This is a genomic window from Pseudomonas idahonensis (genome assembly GCF_037903935.1).
Lineage (GTDB): Bacteria > Pseudomonadota > Gammaproteobacteria > Pseudomonadales > Pseudomonadaceae > Aquipseudomonas > Aquipseudomonas danubii.
The window spans coordinates 4,186,254-4,207,588 of sequence record NZ_CP149586.1; the positions used below are offsets into that span (position 1 = coordinate 4,186,254).

Annotated in this window: 15 protein-coding genes and 2 riboswitches; of the genes, 6 read left to right on the forward strand and 9 right to left on the reverse strand. The window is 64.9% G+C overall.

Translation table 11 applies throughout. From position 1 onward, the window contains the following. Window positions 1-33 precede the first annotated feature (33 nt). The 7 genes from WIN67_RS18910 to cobW form a co-directional block, all read right to left on the reverse strand. Window positions 34-771, reverse strand: a complete 738-nt coding sequence (locus WIN67_RS18910) for a DUF2182 domain-containing protein (RefSeq protein ID WP_146232973.1) — start codon at window positions 769-771, stop codon at window positions 34-36. 5 nt (window positions 772-776) lie between these two features. Next, on the reverse strand, window positions 777-2,351 hold the full coding sequence (locus tag WIN67_RS18915) for a tyrosinase family protein (protein ID WP_339069856.1): 1,575 nt from the start codon (window positions 2,349-2,351) through the stop codon (window positions 777-779). Window positions 2,352-2,484: 133 nt separating this feature from the next. Next, window positions 2,485-4,131, reverse strand: a complete 1,647-nt coding sequence (locus WIN67_RS18920) for a phospholipase D-like domain-containing protein (RefSeq protein ID WP_339069857.1) — start codon at window positions 4,129-4,131, stop codon at window positions 2,485-2,487. 191 nt (window positions 4,132-4,322) lie between these two features. Further along, a complete protein-coding gene (locus tag WIN67_RS18925; RefSeq protein ID WP_110596696.1) occupies window positions 4,323-4,922 on the reverse strand; it encodes a vWA domain-containing protein in 600 nt (199 codons plus the stop codon). Between the two features lie 53 nt (window positions 4,923-4,975). Further along, window positions 4,976-5,983, reverse strand: a complete 1,008-nt coding sequence (locus WIN67_RS18930; RefSeq protein ID WP_339069858.1) for an ATP-binding protein — start codon at window positions 5,981-5,983, stop codon at window positions 4,976-4,978. Window positions 5,984-6,137: 154 nt separating this feature from the next. Then, the gene (gene cobN / locus WIN67_RS18935) at window positions 6,138-9,911 is read right to left on the reverse strand and encodes a cobaltochelatase subunit CobN (protein WP_110596694.1); all 3,774 of its coding nucleotides are present in this window, start codon (window positions 9,909-9,911) and stop codon (window positions 6,138-6,140) included. A 3-nt stretch (window positions 9,912-9,914) separates the two neighbouring features. Beyond that, window positions 9,915-10,985 carry a cobalamin biosynthesis protein CobW gene (cobW, locus tag WIN67_RS18940; RefSeq protein ID WP_102881550.1) on the reverse strand — a complete coding sequence of 357 codons (1,071 nt, stop codon included), beginning with the start codon at window positions 10,983-10,985 and terminating at the stop codon, window positions 9,915-9,917. A 98-nt stretch (window positions 10,986-11,083) separates the two neighbouring features. Next, window positions 11,084-11,295, reverse strand: a riboswitch (cobalamin riboswitch). Between the two features lie 73 nt (window positions 11,296-11,368). After that, a riboswitch (cobalamin riboswitch) is annotated at window positions 11,369-11,595 on the forward strand. A 97-nt stretch (window positions 11,596-11,692) separates the two neighbouring features. Here cobW and WIN67_RS18945 point away from each other — a divergent pair. The 4 genes from WIN67_RS18945 (at window position 11,693) to cobM (ending at window position 13,832) form a co-directional block, all read left to right on the forward strand. Further along, complete coding sequence (locus tag WIN67_RS18945; RefSeq protein ID WP_060839964.1) at window positions 11,693-11,881, forward strand: CbtB domain-containing protein; 189 nt, start codon at window positions 11,693-11,695, stop codon at window positions 11,879-11,881. A gap of 11 nt (window positions 11,882-11,892) precedes the next feature. Further along, a complete protein-coding gene (locus WIN67_RS18950; protein WP_102881551.1) occupies window positions 11,893-12,594 on the forward strand; it encodes a CbtA family protein in 702 nt (233 codons plus the stop codon). Next, window positions 12,591-13,004 (forward strand): cobalamin biosynthesis protein, encoded by a 414-nt coding sequence (locus WIN67_RS18955; RefSeq protein WP_102881552.1) that lies wholly within the window; start codon window positions 12,591-12,593, stop codon window positions 13,002-13,004. Before WIN67_RS18950 ends, WIN67_RS18955 begins: the two co-directional genes overlap by 4 nt. An 81-nt stretch (window positions 13,005-13,085) precedes the next feature. After that, window positions 13,086-13,832 carry a precorrin-4 C(11)-methyltransferase gene (gene cobM, locus WIN67_RS18960; protein WP_102864881.1) on the forward strand — a complete coding sequence of 249 codons (747 nt, stop codon included), beginning with the start codon at window positions 13,086-13,088 and terminating at the stop codon, window positions 13,830-13,832. Between the two features lie 296 nt (window positions 13,833-14,128). On the opposite strand, the gene nfuA is transcribed toward cobM, so the two are convergent. Both nfuA and WIN67_RS18970 read right to left on the reverse strand, forming a co-directional pair. Continuing rightward, on the reverse strand, window positions 14,129-14,713 hold the full coding sequence (gene nfuA / locus WIN67_RS18965) for a Fe-S biogenesis protein NfuA (protein ID WP_102864880.1): 585 nt from the start codon (window positions 14,711-14,713) through the stop codon (window positions 14,129-14,131). Window positions 14,714-14,856: 143 nt separating this feature from the next. After that, window positions 14,857-17,148, reverse strand: a complete 2,292-nt coding sequence (locus WIN67_RS18970) for a fatty acid cis/trans isomerase (protein ID WP_339069859.1) — start codon at window positions 17,146-17,148, stop codon at window positions 14,857-14,859. 153 nt (window positions 17,149-17,301) lie between these two features. Here WIN67_RS18970 and metH point away from each other — a divergent pair, with 153 nt between their 5' ends. Both metH and WIN67_RS18980 read left to right on the forward strand, forming a co-directional pair. Beyond that, window positions 17,302-21,012 carry a methionine synthase gene (gene metH / locus WIN67_RS18975; protein ID WP_102864878.1) on the forward strand — a complete coding sequence of 1,237 codons (3,711 nt, stop codon included), beginning with the start codon at window positions 17,302-17,304 and terminating at the stop codon, window positions 21,010-21,012. Between the two features lie 101 nt (window positions 21,013-21,113). Further along, entirely contained in the window at window positions 21,114-21,335 is a 222-nt protein-coding gene (locus WIN67_RS18980) for a DUF2970 domain-containing protein (protein WP_102864877.1), read from the forward strand.

Consider the following 21,335-nt stretch of genomic DNA (forward strand, 5'->3'; position numbering starts at 1 on the left):
GCGATCCTGCCCCTGGGCAACCTCAGGCAACGACTAGGACAAACCACGCGGATGACGAGGCCAGGGCCAGTACCAGCGCAAGCCCCGAGGCCGCAACAGGCGTTCGTAGAGCATCCACAGCATGCCCAGCAGCATCAGCGCCACATGCCCCTGCTCCAGCAGCACCGGCAACAGCATCAGCGGCCAGCAGGAACCTACGCACCAAGCCCCGGCGGACAGGCCAAAACCCAGGCAGTCCCTCAGATAGCCCAGGCCAAAGGCACAGATCCGCGGCTGCCGGTGGCACTGGTTCAGGCAATGTTGCTTGAACGGCGAGGCCTGCCAGACCAGGCACAACAGCAACACGGCGAAAAAACCCTGCCACGCACTCAGGCCGAACCACACCCGGACCGCCACCACCAGCCCCATCAGCACCACGCCTGCCAGGCTCCAGACCGCGCCGAAGCCCAGCACGAACAGGGCAACGCCCTGCCAACGCTTGCGCCGCAAGCTACGGTGCCAGACGTAGAGCAAGGGCTGCACCAACAGCAGTGGCAGCATGGCAAGCAGCATCAGCCACCAGCCCTGCAACAATTGCTGCGGTGGATTGAACAGCAACGCCTGCTCGATGCCCCGCCAGCCCAAGGCATAACCGGACAACGGCAGGCTGCCGCAGAACGCCGGAATCGACAGCATCGCCGTCGACCCCAGCAACCACCCCCACCCCACCAGGCTGATCAGCAGCAACCACGGCCGCGGGTTCTGGCCCAAGGGTCGCAGGCCACGTAGCACGCCCCTCAACCGCCCAGCCGGGTGAGGCTGACCCGCGCTACCGTGATCTGGTCCTCGGCAGGCACCGCCGCCCTGGACACCAGGCGGATATTCAACTGATCCGCCGAGGTGATGCCCCCCAGGTGCAGGGCATCGATGATATCGGTGATCTCGAACACCTCGGTGATGCCGTGCCCGCCGTGCTCGTGGTCGGTACGACTGGCATCGCTCACGCCGAACAACGACAAGACCCCGGCCCGCAGCTCCGGATGCTGAGCCGGATCGGCATCGGCCGGCAGGTTGACATAGACCTCCAGCAACACCGCATCGCTGTTGCCGCGAATATTTTCCAGGTTGAGAAATACCCGGTCCGGCGGCGTAAGGCTGGCAGCGAACAGGTTCGACTTCAGGCTGCTGAACACCTGTTGCGCGCCCTGCTTGTCCAGTTGCACTGAGGTCTGCACCGAGTGCCCGACGATTTCCAGCGGCGCACGATTGGCCCCTATCACTTCTGTTTCCGGTTCCTTGGCCATCAATGCTCCGCTGGCGCTGAAGTTCTGCAATTGATCGGTTGCCAGCCCCAGGCGCTGCAAGCGCTGGTGCAGACGGTTGCCCTGGCTCTTGGCGGGAGCCGTGGTGTCGTATCGATAGTTGAGCCTGGGCGCCAGGGTATCGAGCACCTCCGCCACCTTGAACTTCCATGGTTCGCCATCGACCTGGGGCACGATAAAGGGCCGGCTCAGTTTGTCGGGGCCGTTGTACCAGTTGGACTTGTCGGGGTTGCTGTGCTCCTCGGGGCTGTCCAGCCAGACCTGCCACAAGCGGTCGATATTGGCATGATGCAGCCAGAAGATCGGGTCCAGCGCGGCGGTATTGGGATAGCTCATCAGGCCACGAACCGTATACCGAGAACCGTCGGGAGCGGTTCGCACCTGATCGCGGCCACCGACTTCGGTATGCACGACGTTGTGCGGGCACGACTCCAGGCCGCCTGTGACACCGCTTCTAAGCAGGGTTTTCGGGGTACCGCCAAAGCCGGGCGGGCTGCCTTCGCTGCCGCCCTCGTACCTCGGGTCGTCCAGACAGCCGAGACCGATCAGGCTGCCATCGAGCACGACGTTGCCGTCGCCCAAAAGGCCAAAGCGCTTTTCAACATACAGCGGGTTGGGCCCCTCATTGTTTGGCAGGGTCTTGGCGTCAAAGCACGCGGGCAGGTGCAGGGACTGCTGCCCCTCGTTGTAATTCCAGTAAGGCAGCGCCCAATCCTTGGGACCACCCAGCTGGACGACCACATCGCGGACGATCTGTTCGAAGGACGCCAGGTAACCGCGGTGCCAGGGCAGGAAGAACCAGTTGCCATGCTGGCACTGGTCCCAGTACAGCAGCTGTTCCGCTTCGTTGGGCAGTGCCTCACCGGCCTTGAGGTAGCCGTCCATCCTCCACCACGACTCGGAGAACCCGTGAATTGCCGCGAGGAATCGCCAACTGGTGCGATCGGTGATCGGGCGCTGGAGCAGGACGCCCACCGCCCTGGCATACCACAACAGGGTCGGGTCCCAATCGCCGCTCAATTTCCCTACATCACGCCGTATATAAACCATGATTTATCTCCCTGAAAAGGCTCCGTTGCGGAGGGAGCGCTCGCTCCGCTGGCAACGCTAGATCAGGTGATATCAATCTGCCTGCCCGGCCTCGGTAAAAGCGGACCGATGGCAGGCCGTTCGGCGGCTCGGTTCAGCGCCCGGAAAAACGCAGGCGCGACAGCTGGCGCAGGTCGCCTTCCAGGTAATAGTCATCGCTCCAGTGGTCGTCCACCGCCAGGGGCCGGACCTGCTTGAGGGCCAACTGCCTGGCGAAGTAGCGAAACCGGTAATGCTCATAGAAGCGCAGCAGTTCCAGGCCGTAGCGATCCGCCAGATCGGTGTCGCCACGGATGATCAGGTAGTTCTCGTCATTGCTCTGGCTGGCGCCGACGCTGAGGTTGTGGCTGCCGCTGATGATCACCGGAGCCTCGCTGGTGAAGTCGGTCACCAGTGCCTTGGTGTGCACCAGCAGGTTGCCCCTCTGGCCCTTCAGACCCTCCTTGAGCCAGCCTTCCAGGCCCTTGTTGAGCAACGCGGTGGCGGCAAACTCGGCGGTGCGATCGGCGTGGAAGCCGGTGATGCGACTGGCCGTGTTTTGCAGGCCATAACGCAGCACATCGTCGTGGGGCTGGCCGAGCAAGGCGTCGAGAATCCTGTCGGGCAAGGCGAAGGCGGTGACGAACAGCAGGTCGCGGCGGGCGCCGTTGATGATGTCGACGAACTCACTGAGATCGCCCTGCCCCCTGCGCGGGGAAAAACCGGCGAACAGCGGTGCATCCGGCTGCATGGGATTGTCCTGGGTCAACCATTTGCGCGTGGCCCCCACGTCCGTCGGCGCCTGCCAGATCTGCTCGAACACCTGTAGATAGCGCCCGGCAATGTCCGGGTGATCGAGGCTGTGCAGCACATTGGCCTGGCGGTAGACCCCGTTGGCGGTGAAGTTGGTGCTGCCGCAGAGCACCGCTTCGGGCTGACGCTGGCCGGCGGCGTCGAGGCGGCTGAGGACGATGAACTTGTCATGGAAGATCCCGTGGGTCACCCGCCCACGTTTGCTGTGCTCGGGCAGGTGCTGCAGGCTGGCCTGGTTCTGCGTGGTGTCGTCGTCCCCGGGGCCGGCGTGGTAAAGCACCCGCACTTGCACGCCACGGTCGAAGGCGGCGTTGACCGCGTCAACGACGGCCTGCAACTGGTACTCGTAGATGGCGACGTCCAGGCTCCAGCTGGCATCCGTGGCGCGCTGGATAAACCCCAGAAGCGCCTCCAGCAGACCGTTTTCCAGCCATTGCCGCGGGGCGTCGGGCCAGGACTCGATGGGCAGTTTCTTGTTGTTGCTGAGCAACGCATCCAGTTCCGGAAACTTGCGCGAGAAGGCCTGGCTGGCGGCCACGGCACGGTTGAAGATCACCTGCTGCCCCGGCGGCTGGCCGTTGTCGGCGGTGATGCTCAGTTCCAGGGCCTCCCCCAGTTGCGGCGCATCGGGGCTGCCGTAGGCCAGATGCACCCGATAGTTGAGGGTGGTGCCGGGGCGGACCGCGTAGTCGGCCCAGCGAAACTTCTGCAGCGGCGCCTGATCGCTGGGGGTGGCGTTGTATTGGGGGAAGGTATGGGTCTTGCCGGGGAAGGTCAGGCTATTGAACAGAAACAGCCAGGGCTTGCTGCCGACCTGCTTCTCGATGGCGAAGCCCAGCAGCCCCTTGCGCCGTGACGCATCCAGATCCATGGCCAGCAACACCCCATTGGTCCCGGCATAGGCCTTGACCCGGAAATCGTCCTTATCGTTACGCACCAGTACCCGCATCGCTTCACTCCTGTGTTGGCGCTGGCAGTGTAGCCGCTGCCGCAGGCTGCGAACGGGCCCGAAGGGCTCGCAGGGGCAGGCTCCGCGTTGTTTCTGGGAAGGATTGGGGGCCTTTGCGCCGACTGCGTCGGCGGTCGCAGCTTCGCAGGCTCAGCAGCGGCTACGGGGTTACGGGGTTACGGGGTTAAAGGCTACAGATCGAGGTGGTGGTAGGCGGCGTTGAGGCGTGTCGCCAGTTCGCGGGCGCGGCCCAGGCGGATCGGGCCGCGTTCAATGTCGAGCAATAAGGTCGGGCAGTTCAGGGGCTGCAACAGCGGCAGGGTTTTCAGGCGGCCGTCGGTGATCAGCAGTACGCGCTGCTGTTCCGCCGGCAGGCGTCGCTGGCGCTGTTCCAGCCACTGGGCCGCTTCGCTCAGGGCTTGTGGCAAGGGCGTGCCGCCAGCAGCACCGAGGCCATCGAGCCAGTGCCGCAGGTCCTTGGAGGCTTTCAGGCCCTGGACCTGCCAGCTCGGTGCGCGGCCACTGGCGGTAAGCAGGGCCAGGCGCGCGCGCTGGCGGTAGGCGTCGTCGAACAGTTGTGCCAGCAAACCCTTGGCGTCGCTCAGGGCGCTGTGGCGGCGGGTCGAGGCCGAGGCGTCGACGATCACCAGCCACAGTTCATGGGGCGCGCGGCTGCGCAGGCGAAACAGCAGGTCTTGGCGCAAGCGCGGCCGGCCCTTGAGCAAGGTGCCGGGCCAGTTGATGGAACCGGCGCGGGCCTCGCGGCCTTTGCCTTGCCGGCCATGATCCAGGTGCCCCGCCCGGGGCTTGGCATCCGCCCCCCGATCAGTGCGGGGACGAATGCCTAGGGCTTTTTTGGCCAGCTGGGCACTTCACGCCGGGCGCCGGTGGGCAACGCCTGGGCCGGCATTTCGCCCCATTGGCCCTGGCCTTCACTGGGGTTGGCGTTGGCTGACGCCGGCGTCTGGGGGCTGGACTCCGATTGCGGCGCACTGGGCGCCGTCTCTCGGCGGCGGTGGCGCAAGGCAAACTCGGCGACCGCGTCGATGTCTTGCTCGGCGATGGCGCTGGCACCGCGCCAGGCGGCGTGGGCCCGGGCGGCTCGCAACCACACCAGGTCGGCGCGCAGGCCGTCGACGCCTGCGGCGAAGCAACGCTCGGTGATCAGCTCCAGGGACAGGTCATCGAGGGCGATGGCCGGCAGCAGCGCTCGGGCCTGCTGGCAACGCTCGCGCAACGCCGTTTGCGCCTCGGCCCATAGGCCGCAGAAACCCTGGGGATCGCTGTCGAAATCCAGGCGTCGGCGGATGATCTGCCCGCGCTCCTGCGGCGCGGGCTGGCCGCTCAAGGCGACGTTGAGGCCGAAGCGGTCCAGCAGTTGCGGACGCAGTTCGCCCTCTTCCGGGTTCATGGTGCCAATCAGCACGAACTTCGCCGAATGGCGATGGGAAATACCGTCGCGCTCGATCAGGTTGGTGCCGCTGGCGGCCACGTCCAGCAGCAGGTCCACCAGGTGATCGGGCAGCAGGTTGACTTCATCGACATAGAGCACACCACCGTCGGCCTTGGCCAGAACCCCCGGTGAGAACTGCGCCCGGCCTTCGCCCAGGGCGGCGTCCAAATCCAGGGTGCCCACCAGGCGCTCTTCGGTGGCGCCCAGGGGCAAGGTGACGAACTGGCCGCTGGCCAAGAGATCGGCCAGGCCCCGCGCCAGGGTCGACTTGGCCATGCCCCGCGGACCTTCGATCAGCACACCGCCGATCTTCGGGTCGATGGCGGTCAGGCACAGGGCCAGTTTCAGGCTTTCGGCGCCGACCACGGCGGACAGCGGAAAATGGGGGGTGTCGCTCATGTCGGGGTCTCGCTCAAGGGTTGTGCAAACATCAGGGGGTGGCCGCTGCTACAAGTTGTGATCGGCACCGCAGAGCCGTCGCGAAGAGGTTCGGGGCGGTAGCAGGTGACGTCGACGTCGTCGGCGTTCGCAGCCTGCGGCAGCGGCTACAGGCTCAGCTGTCTTCTTCAATATCCAGCAACAGGTGCTCCAGGGCTTCACGATAATCGCCGGGCTCTTGCCACAGGCCGCGCTGCTGGGCTTCCAGCAGGCGCTCGGTCATGTCGCGCAGGGCGTGGGGATTATGCTGGCGGACGAACTCGCGGGTCGAGTCGTCCAGCAGGTAGGCGTCTGCCAGCAAGGCGTACTGGTGATCGTCGATCAGCTCGGTGGTGGCGTCGAAGGCGAACAGGTTGTCCAGGGTCGCGGCCATTTCAAAGGCGCCCTTGTAGCCATGGCGCTTGACCCCTTCGATCCACTTCGGATTGGCCGCCCGGGAGCGGATCACCCGGTTCAGTTCCTCCTTGAGGGTGCGGATCTTCGGCAGGTCCGGCTGGCTGTGGTCGCCGTGGTAGCTGGCAGCCTTGGCCCCGCTGAGGCTTTCCACCGCGGCCAACATGCCACCCTGGAACTGGTAGTAGTCGTTGGAATCCAGCAGGTCGTGCTCGCGGTTGTCCTGGTTCTGCAACACCGCCTGCACCTGGCTCAGGCGGGTGGCGAACTGCTCGCGGGCGGCGGTGCCTTCGTCGTTGCCGCCATAGGCATAGCCGCCCCAGTTCAGGTAGACCTCGGCCAGGTCCTCGCGGCTCTGCCACAGGCGACCGTCGATGGCACCCTGGACCCCGGCGCCATAGGCCCCGGGCTTGGCGCCGAAGATCCGCCAGCCGGCCTGACGCGCGGCCGCGTCCTGCTCCAGGCCGGAGGCGATCAAGGCCTCGCGCTCGGCGCGAACCCTGGCCGCCAGGGGGTTCATGTCCTCAGGCTCATCGAGGGCCGCCACCGCTTGCACCGCTGCGTCGAACAGGCGGATCAGGTTGGCGAAGGCGTCGCGGAAGAACCCGGACACCCGCAGGGTCACGTCGACCCGCGGCCGGTCCAGCAGGCTCAGGGGCAGGATCTCGAAATCGTCCACCCGCTGGCTGCCGGTGGCCCACACCGGGCGCACGCCCATCAGGGCCATGGCCTGGGCAATGTCGTCGCCGCCGGTGCGCATGGTGGCCGTGCCCCAGACCGACAGGCCCAGTTGCAACAGGTGATCGCCGTGGTCCTGCAGGTGGCGTTCGAGAATCAGGTTCGCCGACTGGAAACCGATGCGCCAGGCGGTGGTGGTGGGCAGGTTGCGCACGTCCACCGAATAGAAGTTGCGCCCGGTGGGCAGCACGTCCAGACGCCCGCGGCTGGGCGCGCCGCTGGGTCCGGCGGGGACGAAACGCCCGTTCAAGGCGTCCAGCAGGCCACGCATTTCCGCCGGGCCGCATGCGTCCAGGCGCGGCGCGACCACTTCGCGCAAGGCGTCGATGATGACCCGTACCGGCTCCCAGCCCGGCTCATCCAACTGCGCCACCGGGCCCTGGAGCGCGGCTTCGATCAATGCTGCGGCGTATAGCTCCAGGCGTTCGCGCACATCGCCCGCCGTGCGCCACAAGGCATCGCTGAGCTGTCGCAACGGCTGCGGGCGGCGCCCGGTCCAGGGTTCGGCCAGGGCGCAGTCCAGCGGATCGAAGCCCAGGTCGAAAGCCTTGGCCAAGGCCCGCAGCAGACTGGCATGAGCGCCCTTGCCATCGCCCCGGGGAATGCGCAGCAGGGCCAGCAGGGTGTCGATGCGCAGTCGGCCGTCGGGGGATTCGCCGAACACGTGCAGGCCATCGCGGATCTGCGATTCCTTGAGGTCGCACAGGTAAGTGTCCAGGCGCGGCAGCCAGATCGCCGCGTCGGCGTCGCTGTCCAGCTGTTCGCCCAGTTGCAACTCACGGTCGATGTGGGTCTCGCGCACCAGTTGCAGGATGTCCCGTTGCAGCTCCCGAGCGCGACGTGGGTCCAGCAGCTGGGCTTCGTAGTACTCGTCCGCCAGCAGCTCCAGGTTACGCAGCGGGCCGTAGGTTTCGGCACGGGTCAGGGGCGGCATCAGGTGGTCGATGATCACCGCCTGGGTGCGGCGCTTGGCCTGGGCGCCCTCCCCCGGGTCGTTGACGATGAACGGGTAGATGTTCGGCAGCGGCCCCAGCAACGCATCCGGCCAGCAGTTCTCCGAGAGGCCGACACCCTTGCCCGGCAGCCATTCCAGGTTGCCGTGCTTGCCGACGTGGATCAGCGCATGGGCGCCGTAGGTCTGGCGCAGCCAGAAGTAGAACGCCAGGTAGCCGTGGGGCGGCACCAGGTCCGGGTCGTGGTAGACCGCGCTGGGGTCCACCTGATAACCCCGGGCCGGCTGGATGCCGACAAAGGTCAGGCCAAAGCGCAGGCCGGCGATCATCATCCGCCCGTCGCGGAACATCGGGTCTTGCTGCGGTGCGCCCCAGCGCTGCAGCACCGCCTCGCGGTTGGCGGCGGGCAGGGCCTGGAACATCAGCGCGTAGTCGTCCAGGGCCAGGCTTTGCTGACACGGGCGTTGGTCGAGGCTGTCCAGGTCATTGCTGACCCCGCCCAGCAGTTGCCGGATCAGCTCGCTGCCACTGGCGGGCAACTCGGCCGGCAGCGGGTAGCCTTCGGCGTGCAGGGCCTTGAGGATGTTCAGCGCCGCAGCCGGAGTGTCCAGGCCGACGCCGTTGCCGATGCGCCCGTCGCGGGTCGGGTAGTTGGCCAGCACCAGGGCGATGCGCTTGTGGCCGTTGTCCAGGCGCCCCAGCTCGACCCAGCGCCGGGCCAGTTCGGCAACAAAGTCCATGCGCTCGGGCTGACCGCGATAGCAGACCACGTCCGACTGGCTGCGCTCGCTGCGCCAGGCCAGGTCCTTGAAGCTGATGGGCCGGCTGATGATGCGCCCGTCCAGTTCCGGCAAGGCGATGTGCATGGCCAGGTCCCGCGGTCCCAGGCCTTGCTCGCTGTCGCGCCAGCCGGGCTCGTTGTCCTGGGCGCAGATGGCCTGGATCACCGGAATGTTGCGCTGGAACGGCCGCAGGTGCGGGGCTTCGGGGCTGGACTGGGCAAAGCCGGTGGTGTTGAGGATCACCCCGGCCGCGGTTGCCTCCAGCCACTCTTCCACCTGGCTCAGGCAGCCGGGCTCCTTGAGGCTGGCCACGGCGATCGGCAAGGGGTTGAGCCCCGCCGCCTGCAAGCGCTGGCAGAACAGGTCGATAAAGCCGGTGTTGGCCGCCTGCAGGTGGGAGCGGTAGAACAACAGCGCCGCCACTGCTTGCCCTTGCTGCCAATCGGCCTGCCAGTCGCTGAGAGTGGCCTGGCTCTTGTGCGGGTGGTAAATCGCCGTGCGTGGCAGGGTCTGCGGCTCGCTCCAGGGGTAGTCGCGCCCCAGCAGGCCGCTGGCCAGGCAGCGGTAGAAATTCAGCGCGTTGTCGCGCCCGCCCTGGCGCAGGAACTGCCACAGGCGATCGCGCTCGACGGGGCCCACGGTGCTCAGGTCGCTGAGCTCCGGGTCGGGGCGATCGTCCCCCGGCACCAGAATCAGCTGCACCCCGCGCTGGGACAGCTCCACCAGCCGCTCGACGCCGTAGCGCCAGTAGCCGATGCCGCCGTGCAGAGAAATCAGGATCACCTTGGCGTGGCGCAGCACCTGATCCACATACAGATCCACCGAAGCGTGGTTCTGCACCTGCATCGGGTTGGCCAGGCGAAAGCTGGGGTAATCCTCGGGCAACTGCTCGGCGGCATCCGCCAGCAGCGCCAGGCTGGAGTCGCCGCTGCACAGGATCACCAGCTCGGCGGGGGTTTGTCCAAGGTCGGCAATGTTGTCATCCGACACGAAACCGCCGGGCTGGGTCCTGAGCAGGTGCATGGCTTACACGCTGAGGGCGGCGCGCAGTTGCGCTTCGAGTTGGGCGGCGTCCAGTTCCTGGCCGATCAGCACCAGGCGCGTGGTCCGGGCTTCGTCAGCGCCCCACTTGCGGTCGAAGTGCTTGTCGAAGCGCGTGCCCACGCCCTGGATCAGCAAACGCATCGGCTTGTTGGGGATCGCGGCAAAGCCCTTGACCCGCAGGATGCCGTGCTTGACCACCAGCTGGGTCAGGGCGTCCAGCAGCAGGCTTTCGTCGGCCTGGGGCAGTTCGATGGAGATGGAGTCGAAGGCGTCGTGATCGTGATCGTCGTGGTCGTCGTCACCGTCGTGGTGGTGATCGTGGTGGCTGTGGCGACCGTCGATGTGTTCCTCGGAGCCGGCACCCAGGCCCAGCAATACGTCCAGGGGCAGGCGGCCGCTGCTGGCTTCGATGACCTTGACCGCCGGCGGCAGCTCTTCGGCCACTTCCAGGCGCACCTTGGCCAGGTCTTCGGGGTTGATCAGGTCGGTCTTGTTGAGGATCACCAGGTCGGCGCTGGACAGCTGGTCGGCGAACAGCTCGTGCAGCGGCGATTCGTGGTCCAGGTTGGGGTCGAGCTTGCGCTGGGCGTCCACTTGATCGGGGAACGCGGCAAAGGTGCCAGCGGCCACGGCCGGGCTGTCGACCACGGTGATCACCGCGTCGACGGTGCAGGCGCTGCGGATTTCCGGCCACTGGAAGGCCTGGACCAGGGGCTTGGGCAAGGCCAGGCCGGAGGTTTCGATAAGGATGTGGTCCAGGTCGCCACGGCGCGCCACCAGTTCGCGCATCACCGGGAAGAACTCTTCCTGCACGGTGCAGCACAGGCAGCCGTTGGCCAGCTCATAGACCCGGCCACTGGCCTCTTCTTCGGTGCAACCGATGGAGCATTGCTTGAGGATCTCGCCGTCGATGCCCAGCTCGCCGAACTCGTTGACGATCACCGCGATGCGCCGGCCCTGGGCGTTGTCCAGCATGTGCCGGAGCAAGGTGGTCTTACCCGAGCCAAGGAAGCCGGTGACGATGGTGACGGGAAGTTTGGCCAGTGTTTTCATCGGATGCCCCTTGGCAAAGGTGGCGGGCATACGGGACGAGAGCCGCAGCGCAGAGGCGCGCGGAGATTTCGCCACCGGATCACCCCGCCCGGTTGTAGTGAGAATCTGGGATCGAGGCAGGTCTCCTGGCTGGGGGCTTGCCAGTCATTGGACTGGCGGTTTCTGCGCCTTCCCGCAGGCGTTACGAACGCCAATGCAGTGGCCTTGCAGAAATGAAACCCTTCACAGTTGCGGGGGCAGCCGCGGCATCGACCGCGTTCCCTTCTTAGCTTCGACCGCTGGCCGAAGAACCTCGAAGGCGCAAGGCTACGCAGAGCGCGGGGGACGGTCAATCGGCAATACACCGGCATCCGCAATTGACGACGTTACCCCGCCCATGATTTGCTACGCGCCTTGTTACGGGTGCCCTTCACAGGGTGAAACGGGAAACCGGTGAATCACGTGCTTTACTAAAAAGTCGTGACCAGTCCGGTGCTGCCCCCGCAACGGTAAGCGAGCGAAGTGTCAGATCCACTGTGCCAAGGCATGGGAAGGCGACACTTGTCGGCACGGCATGACACATGCCCTGCCCCTCGCAAGCCCGGAGACCGGCCCGCAACACACACATAACAAACCCGCGGTGGGCGGGCGCTGTTGCAAACCCTGCGTGCTCCTCACGCGGGGTTTTCCTGCGCTCCTCCCCCGCCGACACTCCAAAGGGAAGCGCCATGTCGATCATCAGCAGCACCAGCCACTCCGCCAGCAGCACCTCCACCCTGAGCCAGCGCCTGGTGGCCGCCATCGGCGCTTCGCTGCTGGGCGCCTGCCTGGTGTATTTCGCCGGTTTCTCCCATATCGAAGCGGTGCACAACGCTGCCCACGATACTCGTCACAGCGCTGCTTTCCCTTGCCACTGAGACCTGCCGACATGATCAAGCGTATTGCACAAACCGCAGGCTTCAGCGGGTTGCTGGCGGCCTTGCTGCTGACCCTGCTGCAGAGCTTCTGGGTGGCCCCGCTGATTCTGCAGGCGGAAACCTATGAACAGGCCCCGGCCGTGGAGGCTCATGAACACGCCGCAGGCGCCATGGCCGGCCACAGCCACGACGCCGAAGCCTGGGAACCGGAAGATGGCTGGCAGCGGGTGCTGTCCACCACCGGTGGCAACCTGGTGGTGGCCGTCGGCTTCGCCCTGATGCTGGCCGGACTCTATACCCTGCGGGCGCCCAGCCGCACTTCCCAGGGCCTGCTCTGGGGCTTGGCCGGTTATGCGACTTTCTGCCTGGCGCCGACCCTGGGCCTGCCGCCGGAGTTGCCGGGCACCGCTGCCGCCGATCTGGTGCAGCGCCAGGTCTGGTGGATCGGCGCTGCCGCTTCCACCGCCGTGGGCCTTGCCCTGATCGTGTTCGCTGGCAACTGGCTGCTGAAACTGCTGGGCGCCGCCATCATCGCCGTGCCTCACGTGATCGGCGCACCACAACCGGAAGTGCATTCGATGCTGGCCCCGCAAGCACTGGAGACCCAGTTCAAAATCGCTTCACAGTTGACCAACGCCGCCTTCTGGCTGGCCCTCGGGCTGATCAGCGCCTGGCTGTTCCGGCGCAAGAACACGGATCCGTACTCGGCATGATCGAGGTGCGCGCAGCGTCGACCCTGGTGGTCGGCCTGGGCTGCCAGAAAGGCTGCCCGGCGACCACGCTGCGCGCGCTGCTGGATCAGGTGCTGGAAGCCCATCGCATCGATACGCAGCAGGTTTTCGCCCTGGCGAGCATCGACCTGAAACGGGCTGAGCCCGGACTGCTGGAGTTGGCCGAACAACTGGCATTGCCGCTGACCTGTTTCAGCAGCACGCAGTTGGCGCCTTATGCTTTGCGCCTGAGCCACCGTTCACAGATCGCCTTTGAACGCACCGGCTGCTACGGCGTTGCCGAAAGTGCCGCCCTGGCCATGGCTGAACAGCTGCATCCCGGCCCGGCCAAACTGCTGATCCCTCGTCAGAAATTCGCCCAGGCCACCCTGGCAATGGCCGCTTGCCGGTAAAATCCTCGATAATCCGCCGCCTTGATCATGAGCAATCTTCATTTGAAGCTGGCTCCAGCCCCTTTTTCACAGGAGACAGCCATGACTGTCTATTTCATCGGTGCCGGTCCCGGCGATCCGGAACTGATCACGGTCAAGGGCCAGCGCCTGATCCATCGCTGCCCGGTGATCATCTACGCCGGTTCCCTGGTGCCCGAGGCTGTCCTCGAAGGCCACAGCGCGATACGAGTGATCAACAGCGCCGAGCTGCATCTGGAACAGATCATCGAGGCGATCAAGCACGCGCACGACCAGGGTCAGGATGTAGCCCGGGTACATTCCGGCGATCCGAGCCTGTATGGCGCCATTGGCGAGCAGATTCGCTGCCTGCGGGAGCTGGGTATTCCCTTCGAGATCATCCCTGGCGTCACCGCCACCGCCGCCTGTGCCGCCCTGCTGGGAGCCGAATTGACCCTGCCGGATGTGTCCCAGAGCGTGATCCTGACCCGCTATGCGGACAAGACCGCCATGCCGGCCGGTGAAGAATTCGCTAGCCTCGCGGCCCACGGCGCCACCATGGCGATTCACCTGGGGGTCAACCACCTGGAGAAGATAGTCACAGAGCTGCTGCCGCACTACGGCGCCGACTGCCCGATTGCCGTGGTACACCGAGCCACCTGGCCGGACCAGGACTGGGTCCTGGGCACCCTGGCGGACATTGCCGATAAAGTCGCGGCCAAGGGTTTCCGGCGCACGGCGCTGATCCTGGTGGGCCGGGTGCTGGCCACGGACGCGTTCAGCGAATCATCGCTGTACCGCGCCGGGCACGCGCACCTCTATCGCCCCTGACACACACCCTATGTAGGGGCTGGCTTGCCAGCGAAGGCGGTCTTGGCATCGTGCAAGGCTTGAGGGCCCATTCGCCGGCAAGCCAGCTCCTACGTGGTTGAACCCCCTATGTTGGCGCGCTGGACGCCTTGTAGGAGCTGGCTTGCCAGTGGAGGCAATCTCGGCATTGGCGCAAGGCTCAAGGGCCCTTTCGCCGGCAAGCCGGCTCCTACGGAGGCTTATTTCGGGAGGCGCTGGTTTGTGGGCATAAAAAAACGGCGCTCACGGGGCGCCGTTTTTTGTTCGCAGCGAACGCCTTAGTAGTAGGCGTTTTCTTTCTGCGTGTGGTCGGTGACGTCGCGCACGCCCTTAAGCTCGGGGATGCGCTCGAGCAGGGTGCGCTCGATACCTTCCTTCAAGGTCACGTCGGCCTGGCCGCAACCCTGGCAACCGCCACCGAATTGCAGCACGGCGATGCCGTCGTCAACGACGTCGATCAGGCTGACCTGACCGCCGTGGCTGGCCAGCCCCGGGTTGATCTCGGTTTGCAGGTAGTAGTTGATGCGTTCGTTGACCGGACTGTCGGCATTGACCATCGGCACCTTGGCGTTGGGCGCCTTGATGGTCAGCTGGCCGCCCATGCGGTCGGTGGCGTAGTCGACCACCGCATCATCGAGGAAACCTTCGCTGAAGGCGTCGATGTAGGCGGTGAAGCTCTTCAGGCCAAGGGCCTTGTCTTCGGGTTTCTCTTCGCCCGGCTTGCAATAGGCGATGCAGGTCTCGGCGTACTGAGTCCCTGGCTGGGTAATGAAGATGCGGATGCCAATCCCCGGGGTGTTCTGCTTGGATAGCAGATCAGCCAGATAATCGTGGGCGGCGTCGGTAATGGTTATGGCGCTCATGGTGGTTCCTCGCAGACGTGGGCGCAGTTTACGCCAATCGACGCCGCTGACAAAGTCCTAGTATTTTTGTCGGGATAGACCTTGGTATAGGGCTTCCCCGGGGCCCGCCAGCGGGCGTCCCGAGGACAGATAGCGGCCCTGTATCAGAGGTTTTCGTAACGGTTCATGTCCATGACTCCGGCCTCGACCGGGTCGACTTCCTGCAGATAACGGGTCTGGTCGTGGAAGTACTGCCAGAACTGCGGATGACTGCGGCGAATCCCCCAGCGATCGACGATCTTCTCGAAGCCGGCGGCGTCCCTGGCCGCTTGCATGGCCTGGACAAATGCCGGCACCTGCTCGCTTGGAACGTTGAACATGAAGTTCGGATAACTGCTGAGAATGCCCGGAAAAATGGTCAGGGTGTCCAGGCCCGGCTGGTAGCGTAGCGACTCGCCCAGCATGAAGGCCACGTTACTGTGGGCGCGATTGCGCAGCATGCTGTAGAACTCGCGCTTGCCGCTCGGGGCCTGGACCCGCAGCAAGGTGGCTTCCGGCAACTGCTCGATGACCTTGAGTCCCGCTGCCGGACGCGACGCCAGGCGGCTCAGGGCCTGATCGGCATCCTGCAACGCCGGGTCGATATTGGGCCGCGAGCAATAGGCACTGTCACAGCGATTGATTGGGTCCGGCTTGGCGTTGAGCTCGCCATAGCGGGCCAGCAACTGATGGGCGAAGTCTTTCTTAGGGTCCTTGGGGTCCAGTTTCAGGGCGCTGCGCTTGTCGTCGTCGATGGACTCGTAATCCAGCCACATCTTGAACTTGCCGCTGTTCTGGTACCAATCGTCGAGGAAATCCTCACGGCTGCCAGCGGGCATCAGGCGCAGGAAGTTCTGCTCGGCACCGTTGCGGATCAGGTCGAAGTACAACCGGGTCTGGGCCTGGTGGGAGACGTTGCCGAACACGTCAAAATTCACCGCCAGCTGATAATAGGTGCGCTCCAGCAGCGGGTAATCGAACAGCCACATCGTCTGCGGCACCTCGCCGATCAGGCCCTTGCTCACCGAAGCACTGTCGAAGTGGCGGAAGATGCTCAGCAGCGCGTTGTCGTTGCCGGCCCACAGGGTCGACCAGCTGGGGGCCGGAGAATCGGCATAGAAGTCGCGGCGCAGGGCTTCGTACTCGTTGCGCTTGTCGCGATAGGACAGCCACAGGCTGAGCACGCTGCCGACATCGTCGTTTTGCCCGGGCATGGCCAACAGCGGCGTGGCTTGGCCGCGATAGGCCGGATCGGTGATGTACAGATCGTGTTCCGGGGCCTGGAACAGCGCCCAGAAGTTGTCGCGGATCACATCGGTGGCGATCTGCCCGCGGCACACCGGACCACGAATGAAGGTGCGCACGAAGTATTCGGCGTTATCGAGCATGAACTGGTAGCGGGCCTTGGCCGGAATCGCTTCGAAGGTTTCAAACGGGTTGGCCCGGCGCCCTGGTCCGTAGCCCGGCAAGGCGCTGACCTGCCAGTCGCCGCTGTAGAACAGGGTCTTGACCCGGGCCATCTTCGCCGCGCTCAGCGGGTAGGTGATGTGGGTCTTGTGCACGATCACCCCTTGCACCGGCCACAGGCGGTAATACACCTGGGTGCCCGGGTCGTCGTTGGGGCGACGGGTGTTGATCAGGTCAATGGGCTGGCCGCTGGGGGTCCGCGAGCGCACCCACTGGAAGAAGTGCCCCGGCTCGCCGCCTTCGAAATAGACATGGGCCAGGAACCAGTGTTCGTAGAGCCAGCGCGCCACCAGGCTTTCCCGAGCGCCAGGGGCGTTGAGCAGGTTCTCCCACTGGGCCACTTGCAGGCTTTCCCGGGCACTGGGGGCCAGGCCCTGCTCGTCGATGGGCGCACCGGAGGCCAACCAGCGTTGCAGGGTCTGGTATTGCTGCTCGGTGAGACCGGTGACCGCCAGGGGCATGCCCTCTTTCGGGTGCGCACCGGCATAGGCGTCGAACTCCGCCGGCTGCGGGCACATGTTCTCCCGGCTCAGGCCCAGGACGATCTCGCTGGGCAACTTGGCATTAGGCTGCAGCGGGGTGCGATGACCGAGTTCGAGCATGCGCGCCATCAGTGCGGCCTGGCTGCCCTGGGCGTCGAGCACCGAAAAAAAACCATGGCGCTGCCAGGCCGCCTTGCCGCTGGCGTCATAGAACAGCCGGGTAGGCGCCTGCGCCTGACTCCGCTCGCCGTCGTACACCGGAATCTTCGAAGCACCGCGACCGGCCCCTTCGCCGCTGCCCAGGTTGAGCTGACAGGCGGAGTCGTAGCAGGCATGACAGGCCACGCACTTCTCGGTGAAGATCGGCTGGATGTCGCGGGTGTAGGAAATCGCCGGAGCCGGACCTTGGGCCATGCACACTGAACTGAGAAGCAGCAGCGCGCTGCTGACGATAAAACGAAACGGCATGTCCCTGGTCCCGAAAGAAAAAACGCCGCAATTCTACCGATCTCGCCCCACGACCAACATGAGCGATATTCATGTAAAACCCGTACATGCCGCAAATCCATGCAGGTTTGCTATGATCCACGCCCTTCGTTATGGCCCTACCAGGTAGTTCTCATGTCTGATCGCAGTGCTCGCCTCCACGCTCTCCAGCAAGCCCTCAAAGAGCGCATTCTGATTCTCGATGGCGGCATGGGCACCATGATCCAGAGCTACAAGCTCGAAGAACAGGACTACCGTGGCAAGCGTTTCGCCGACTGGCCCAGCGACGTCAAGGGCAACAACGACCTGCTGGTGATCACCCGTCCGGACGTGATCGGTGGCATCGAAAAAGCCTATCTGGATGCCGGCGCCGACATCCTGGAAACCAACACCTTCAACGCCACGCGCATTTCCATGGCCGATTACGGCATGGAAGAACTGGCCTACGAATTAAACGTAGAGGGCGCACGCCTGGCCCGCAAGGTGGCCGACGCCAAGACCCAGGAGAACCCGGACAAGCCGCGCTTCGTCGCCGGCGTCCTGGGCCCGACCAGCCGTACCTGCTCGCTGTCGCCCGACGTCAACAACCCCGGCTACCGCAACGTCACCTTCGATGAACTGGTGGAGAACTACACCGAGTCCACCAAGGGCCTGATCGAAGGCGGCGCCGACCTGATCCTGATCGAGACCATCTTCGACACCTTGAACGCCAAGGCGGCGATCTTCGCCGTGCAGGGCGTGTTCGAGGAGTTGGGCGTCGAGCTGCCGATCATGATTTCCGGGACCATCACCGATGCCTCCGGCCGTACCCTGTCGGGCCAGACCACCGAGGCCTTCTGGAACTCCGTGGCCCACGCCAAGCCGATCTCGGTGGGCCTGAACTGCGCCCTGGGCGCCAGCGAGCTGCGTCCGTACCTGGAAGAGCTGTCGAACAAGGCCAGCACCCACGTCTCGGCGCACCCCAACGCCGGCCTGCCCAACGAATTCGGCGAATACGACGAACTGCCGGAGCAAACCGCCAAGGTCATCGAGGAGTTCGCCCAGAGCGGCTTCCTGAATATCGTCGGCGGCTGCTGCGGCACCACCCCGGGGCACATTGCCGCCATCGCCAAAGCCGTGGCCGGTTATGCCCCGCGACAGATCCCGGACATTCCCAAGGCCTGCCGCCTGTCGGGCCTGGAGCCCTTCACCATCGATCGCAACTCGCTGTTCGTGAACGTTGGTGAGCGCACCAACATCACCGGTTCGGCCAAGTTCGCCCGGCTGATCCGCGAGGACAACTACACCGAGGCCCTGGAAGTCGCCCTGCAGCAGGTGGAAGCCGGCGCCCAGGTGATCGACATCAACATGGACGAAGGGATGCTGGATTCGAAGAAGGCCATGGTCACCTTCCTCAATCTGATCGCCGGCGAGCCGGACATTTCCCGCGTACCGATCATGATCGACTCCTCCAAGTGGGAAGTGATCGAAGCCGGCCTCAAGTGCATCCAGGGCAAGGGCATCGTCAACTCCATCAGCATGAAAGAAGGCGTCGAGCAGTTCATTCACCACGCCAAGTTGTGCAAGCGCTACGGCGCCGCCGTTGTGGTGATGGCCTTCGACGAGGTCGGCCAGGCCGACACCGAGGCGCGCAAGAAGGAAATCTGCAAGCGCTCCTACGACATTCTGGTCAATGAAGTGGGCTTCCCGCCGGAAGACATCATCTTCGACCCGAACATCTTCGCCGTGGCCACCGGCATCGAGGAGCACAACAACTACGCGGTGGACTTCATCAACGCCTGCGCCTACATCCGCGACGAACTGCCCTATGCCCTGAGCTCCGGCGGCGTGTCCAACGTGTCGTTCTCGTTCCGCGGCAACAACCCGGTGCGTGAGGCGATCCACTCGGTGTTCCTGCTGTACGCGATCCGCAACGGCCTGACCATGGGCATCGTCAACGCCGGCCAGTTGGAGATCTACGACCAGATCCCACAGCAGCTGCGCGATGCGGTGGAAGACGTGGTGCTCAACCGCACGCCAAACGGCACCGACGCGCTGCTGGCCATCGCCGACCAGTTCAAGGGCGATGGCAGCGTCAAGGAAGCGGAAACCGAGGAATGGCGCAGCTGGGACGTCAACAAGCGCCTGGAGCACGCCCTGGTCAAGGGCATCACCAGCCATATCGTCGAAGACACCGAAGAGTCGCGCCTGAGTTTCAGCCGCCCGATCGAAGTGATCGAAGGCCCGCTGATGTCCGGCATGAACGTGGTCGGCGACCTGTTTGGCGCCGGCAAGATGTTCCTGCCCCAGGTGGTGAAGTCCGCCCGGGTGATGAAACAGGCAGTAGCCCACCTGATTCCGTTCATCGAACTGGAGAAAGGCGACAAGCCGGAGGCCAAGGGCAAGATCCTCATGGCCACGGTAAAAGGCGACGTGCACGACATCGGCAAGAACATCGTCGGCGTAGTCCTGGGCTGCAACGGCTACGACATCGTCGACCTCGGGGTGATGGTGCCGGCGGAGAAGATCCTCCAGGTGGCCAAGGAGCAGAAGTGCGACATCATCGGCCTGTCCGGGCTGATCACTCCGTCCCTGGACGAGATGGTCCACGTCGCCCGCGAGATGCAGCGCCAGGATTTCCACCTGCCGCTGATGATCGGTGGCGCCACCACCTCCAAGGCCCACACCGCGGTGAAGATCGAGCCCAAGTACAGCAATGACGCGGTGGTCTACGTCACCGACGCCTCCCGCGCCGTGGGCGTGGCCACCCAGTTGCTGTCCAAGGAGCTCAAGGCTGGCTTCGTCGAGAAGACCCGGGAGGAGTACGTGGAGGTGCGCGAGCGTACCGCCAACCGCAGCGCCCGTACCGAGCGCCTGAGCTACGCCGCAGCCATCGCCAAGAAGCCACAGTTCGACTGGGCCAACTACCAGCCAGTCAAGCCAACCTTCACCGGCGCCCGGGTGCTGGACAACATCGACCTCAAGGTGCTGGCCGAGTACATCGACTGGACGCCGTTCTTCATCTCCTGGGACCTGGCCGGCAAGTACCCGCGCATCCTCGAAGACGAAGTGGTCGGTGAAGCCGCCACCGCCCTGTATAAGGACGCCCGGGAGATGCTCGACAAGCTGATCAATGAAAAACTGATCAGCGCCCGGGCGGTATTCGGCTTCTGGCCGGCCAACCAGGTGCAGGACGACGACCTGGAAGTCTACGGCGACGACGGCCAGCCCCTGGCGCGCCTGCATCACCTGCGCCAGCAGATCATCAAGACCGACGGCAAGCCGAACTTTTCCCTGGCGGACTTCGTCGCGCCCAAGGACAGCGGCATCACTGACTATGTCGGCGGCTTCATCACCACCGCCGGGATCGGCGCCGAGGAAGTGGCCAAGGCCTACCAGGATGCCGGCGACGACTACAACTCGATCATGGTCAAGGCCCTGGCCGATCGCCTGGCCGAAGCCTGCGCCGAATGGCTGCACCAACAGGTGCGTAAAGACTACTGGGGCTATGCCCAGGACGAGCAGCTGGACAACGAGGCGCTGATCAAGGAGCAGTACAGCGGCATCCGCCCTGCCCCGGGTTATCCGGCCTGCCCGGATCACACCGAGAAGAGCACCCTGTTCGCCCTGCTCGACCCCGAGGCCAGCGAAGGCCGCGCCGGCCGCAGTGGCGTGTTCCTCACCGAACACTTCGCCATGTTCCCGGCGGCTGCAGTCAGCGGCTGGTACTTCGCCCACCCGCAGGCGCAGTACTTTGCGGTGGGCAAGGTCGACAAGGACCAGGTGCAGAGCTACACCGAGCGCAAGGGCCAGGACCTGGCCGTAAGCGAGCGCTGGCTGGCGCCGAACCTGGGCTACGACAACTGACCCAGACTCTGTAGGAGCCGGCCCGCCGGCTCCTACACCAGCCCGCCATCACAGGCGACATTGTCTATGCTCTGTTGACACCCAACCGTGTCGAGGGATTTATGGACGATCCAAGCAGCGACAATCAGCCCCCAACCTTCCTGCAGATGCTGCAAAGCGTGCTGGCGGCCGCCTTCGGCGTACAAAGCGGGAAAAATCGCGCCCGGGACTTCAGTCACGGCAAACCCAGTCACTTCATTGTGCTGGGCATTCTCTTTACCACCCTGTTCGTGCTGGTGCTGCTGGGTATCGCCAACCTGGCGATGCACCTGGCGGGAGTCTGA

What these genes read in the sequence shown, in the direction of transcription:
- WIN67_RS18970 (WP_339069859.1), bottom strand. Translation starts at nt 17,148, where the DNA reads ATGCCGTTTCGTTTTATCGTCAGCAGCGCGCTGCTGCTTCTCAGTTCA.
- WIN67_RS18980 (WP_102864877.1), top strand. Translation starts at nt 21,114, where the DNA reads ATGGACGATCCAAGCAGCGACAATCAGCCCCCAACCTTCCTGCAGATG.
- WIN67_RS18930 (WP_339069858.1), bottom strand. Translation starts at nt 5,983, where the DNA reads ATGAGCGACACCCCCCATTTTCCGCTGTCCGCCGTGGTCGGCGCCGAA.
- cobW (WP_102881550.1), bottom strand. Translation starts at nt 10,985, where the DNA reads ATGAAAACACTGGCCAAACTTCCCGTCACCATCGTCACCGGCTTCCTT.
- WIN67_RS18915 (WP_339069856.1), bottom strand. Translation starts at nt 2,351, where the DNA reads ATGGTTTATATACGGCGTGATGTAGGGAAATTGAGCGGCGATTGGGAC.
- cobN (WP_110596694.1), bottom strand. Translation starts at nt 9,911, where the DNA reads ATGCACCTGCTCAGGACCCAGCCCGGCGGTTTCGTGTCGGATGACAAC.
- WIN67_RS18920 (WP_339069857.1), bottom strand. Translation starts at nt 4,131, where the DNA reads ATGCGGGTACTGGTGCGTAACGATAAGGACGATTTCCGGGTCAAGGCC.
- WIN67_RS18945 (WP_060839964.1), top strand. Translation starts at nt 11,693, where the DNA reads ATGTCGATCATCAGCAGCACCAGCCACTCCGCCAGCAGCACCTCCACC.
- WIN67_RS18950 (WP_102881551.1), top strand. Translation starts at nt 11,893, where the DNA reads ATGATCAAGCGTATTGCACAAACCGCAGGCTTCAGCGGGTTGCTGGCG.
- WIN67_RS18955 (WP_102881552.1), top strand. Translation starts at nt 12,591, where the DNA reads ATGATCGAGGTGCGCGCAGCGTCGACCCTGGTGGTCGGCCTGGGCTGC.
- nfuA (WP_102864880.1), bottom strand. Translation starts at nt 14,713, where the DNA reads ATGAGCGCCATAACCATTACCGACGCCGCCCACGATTATCTGGCTGAT.
- cobM (WP_102864881.1), top strand. Translation starts at nt 13,086, where the DNA reads ATGACTGTCTATTTCATCGGTGCCGGTCCCGGCGATCCGGAACTGATC.
- metH (WP_102864878.1), top strand. Translation starts at nt 17,302, where the DNA reads ATGTCTGATCGCAGTGCTCGCCTCCACGCTCTCCAGCAAGCCCTCAAA.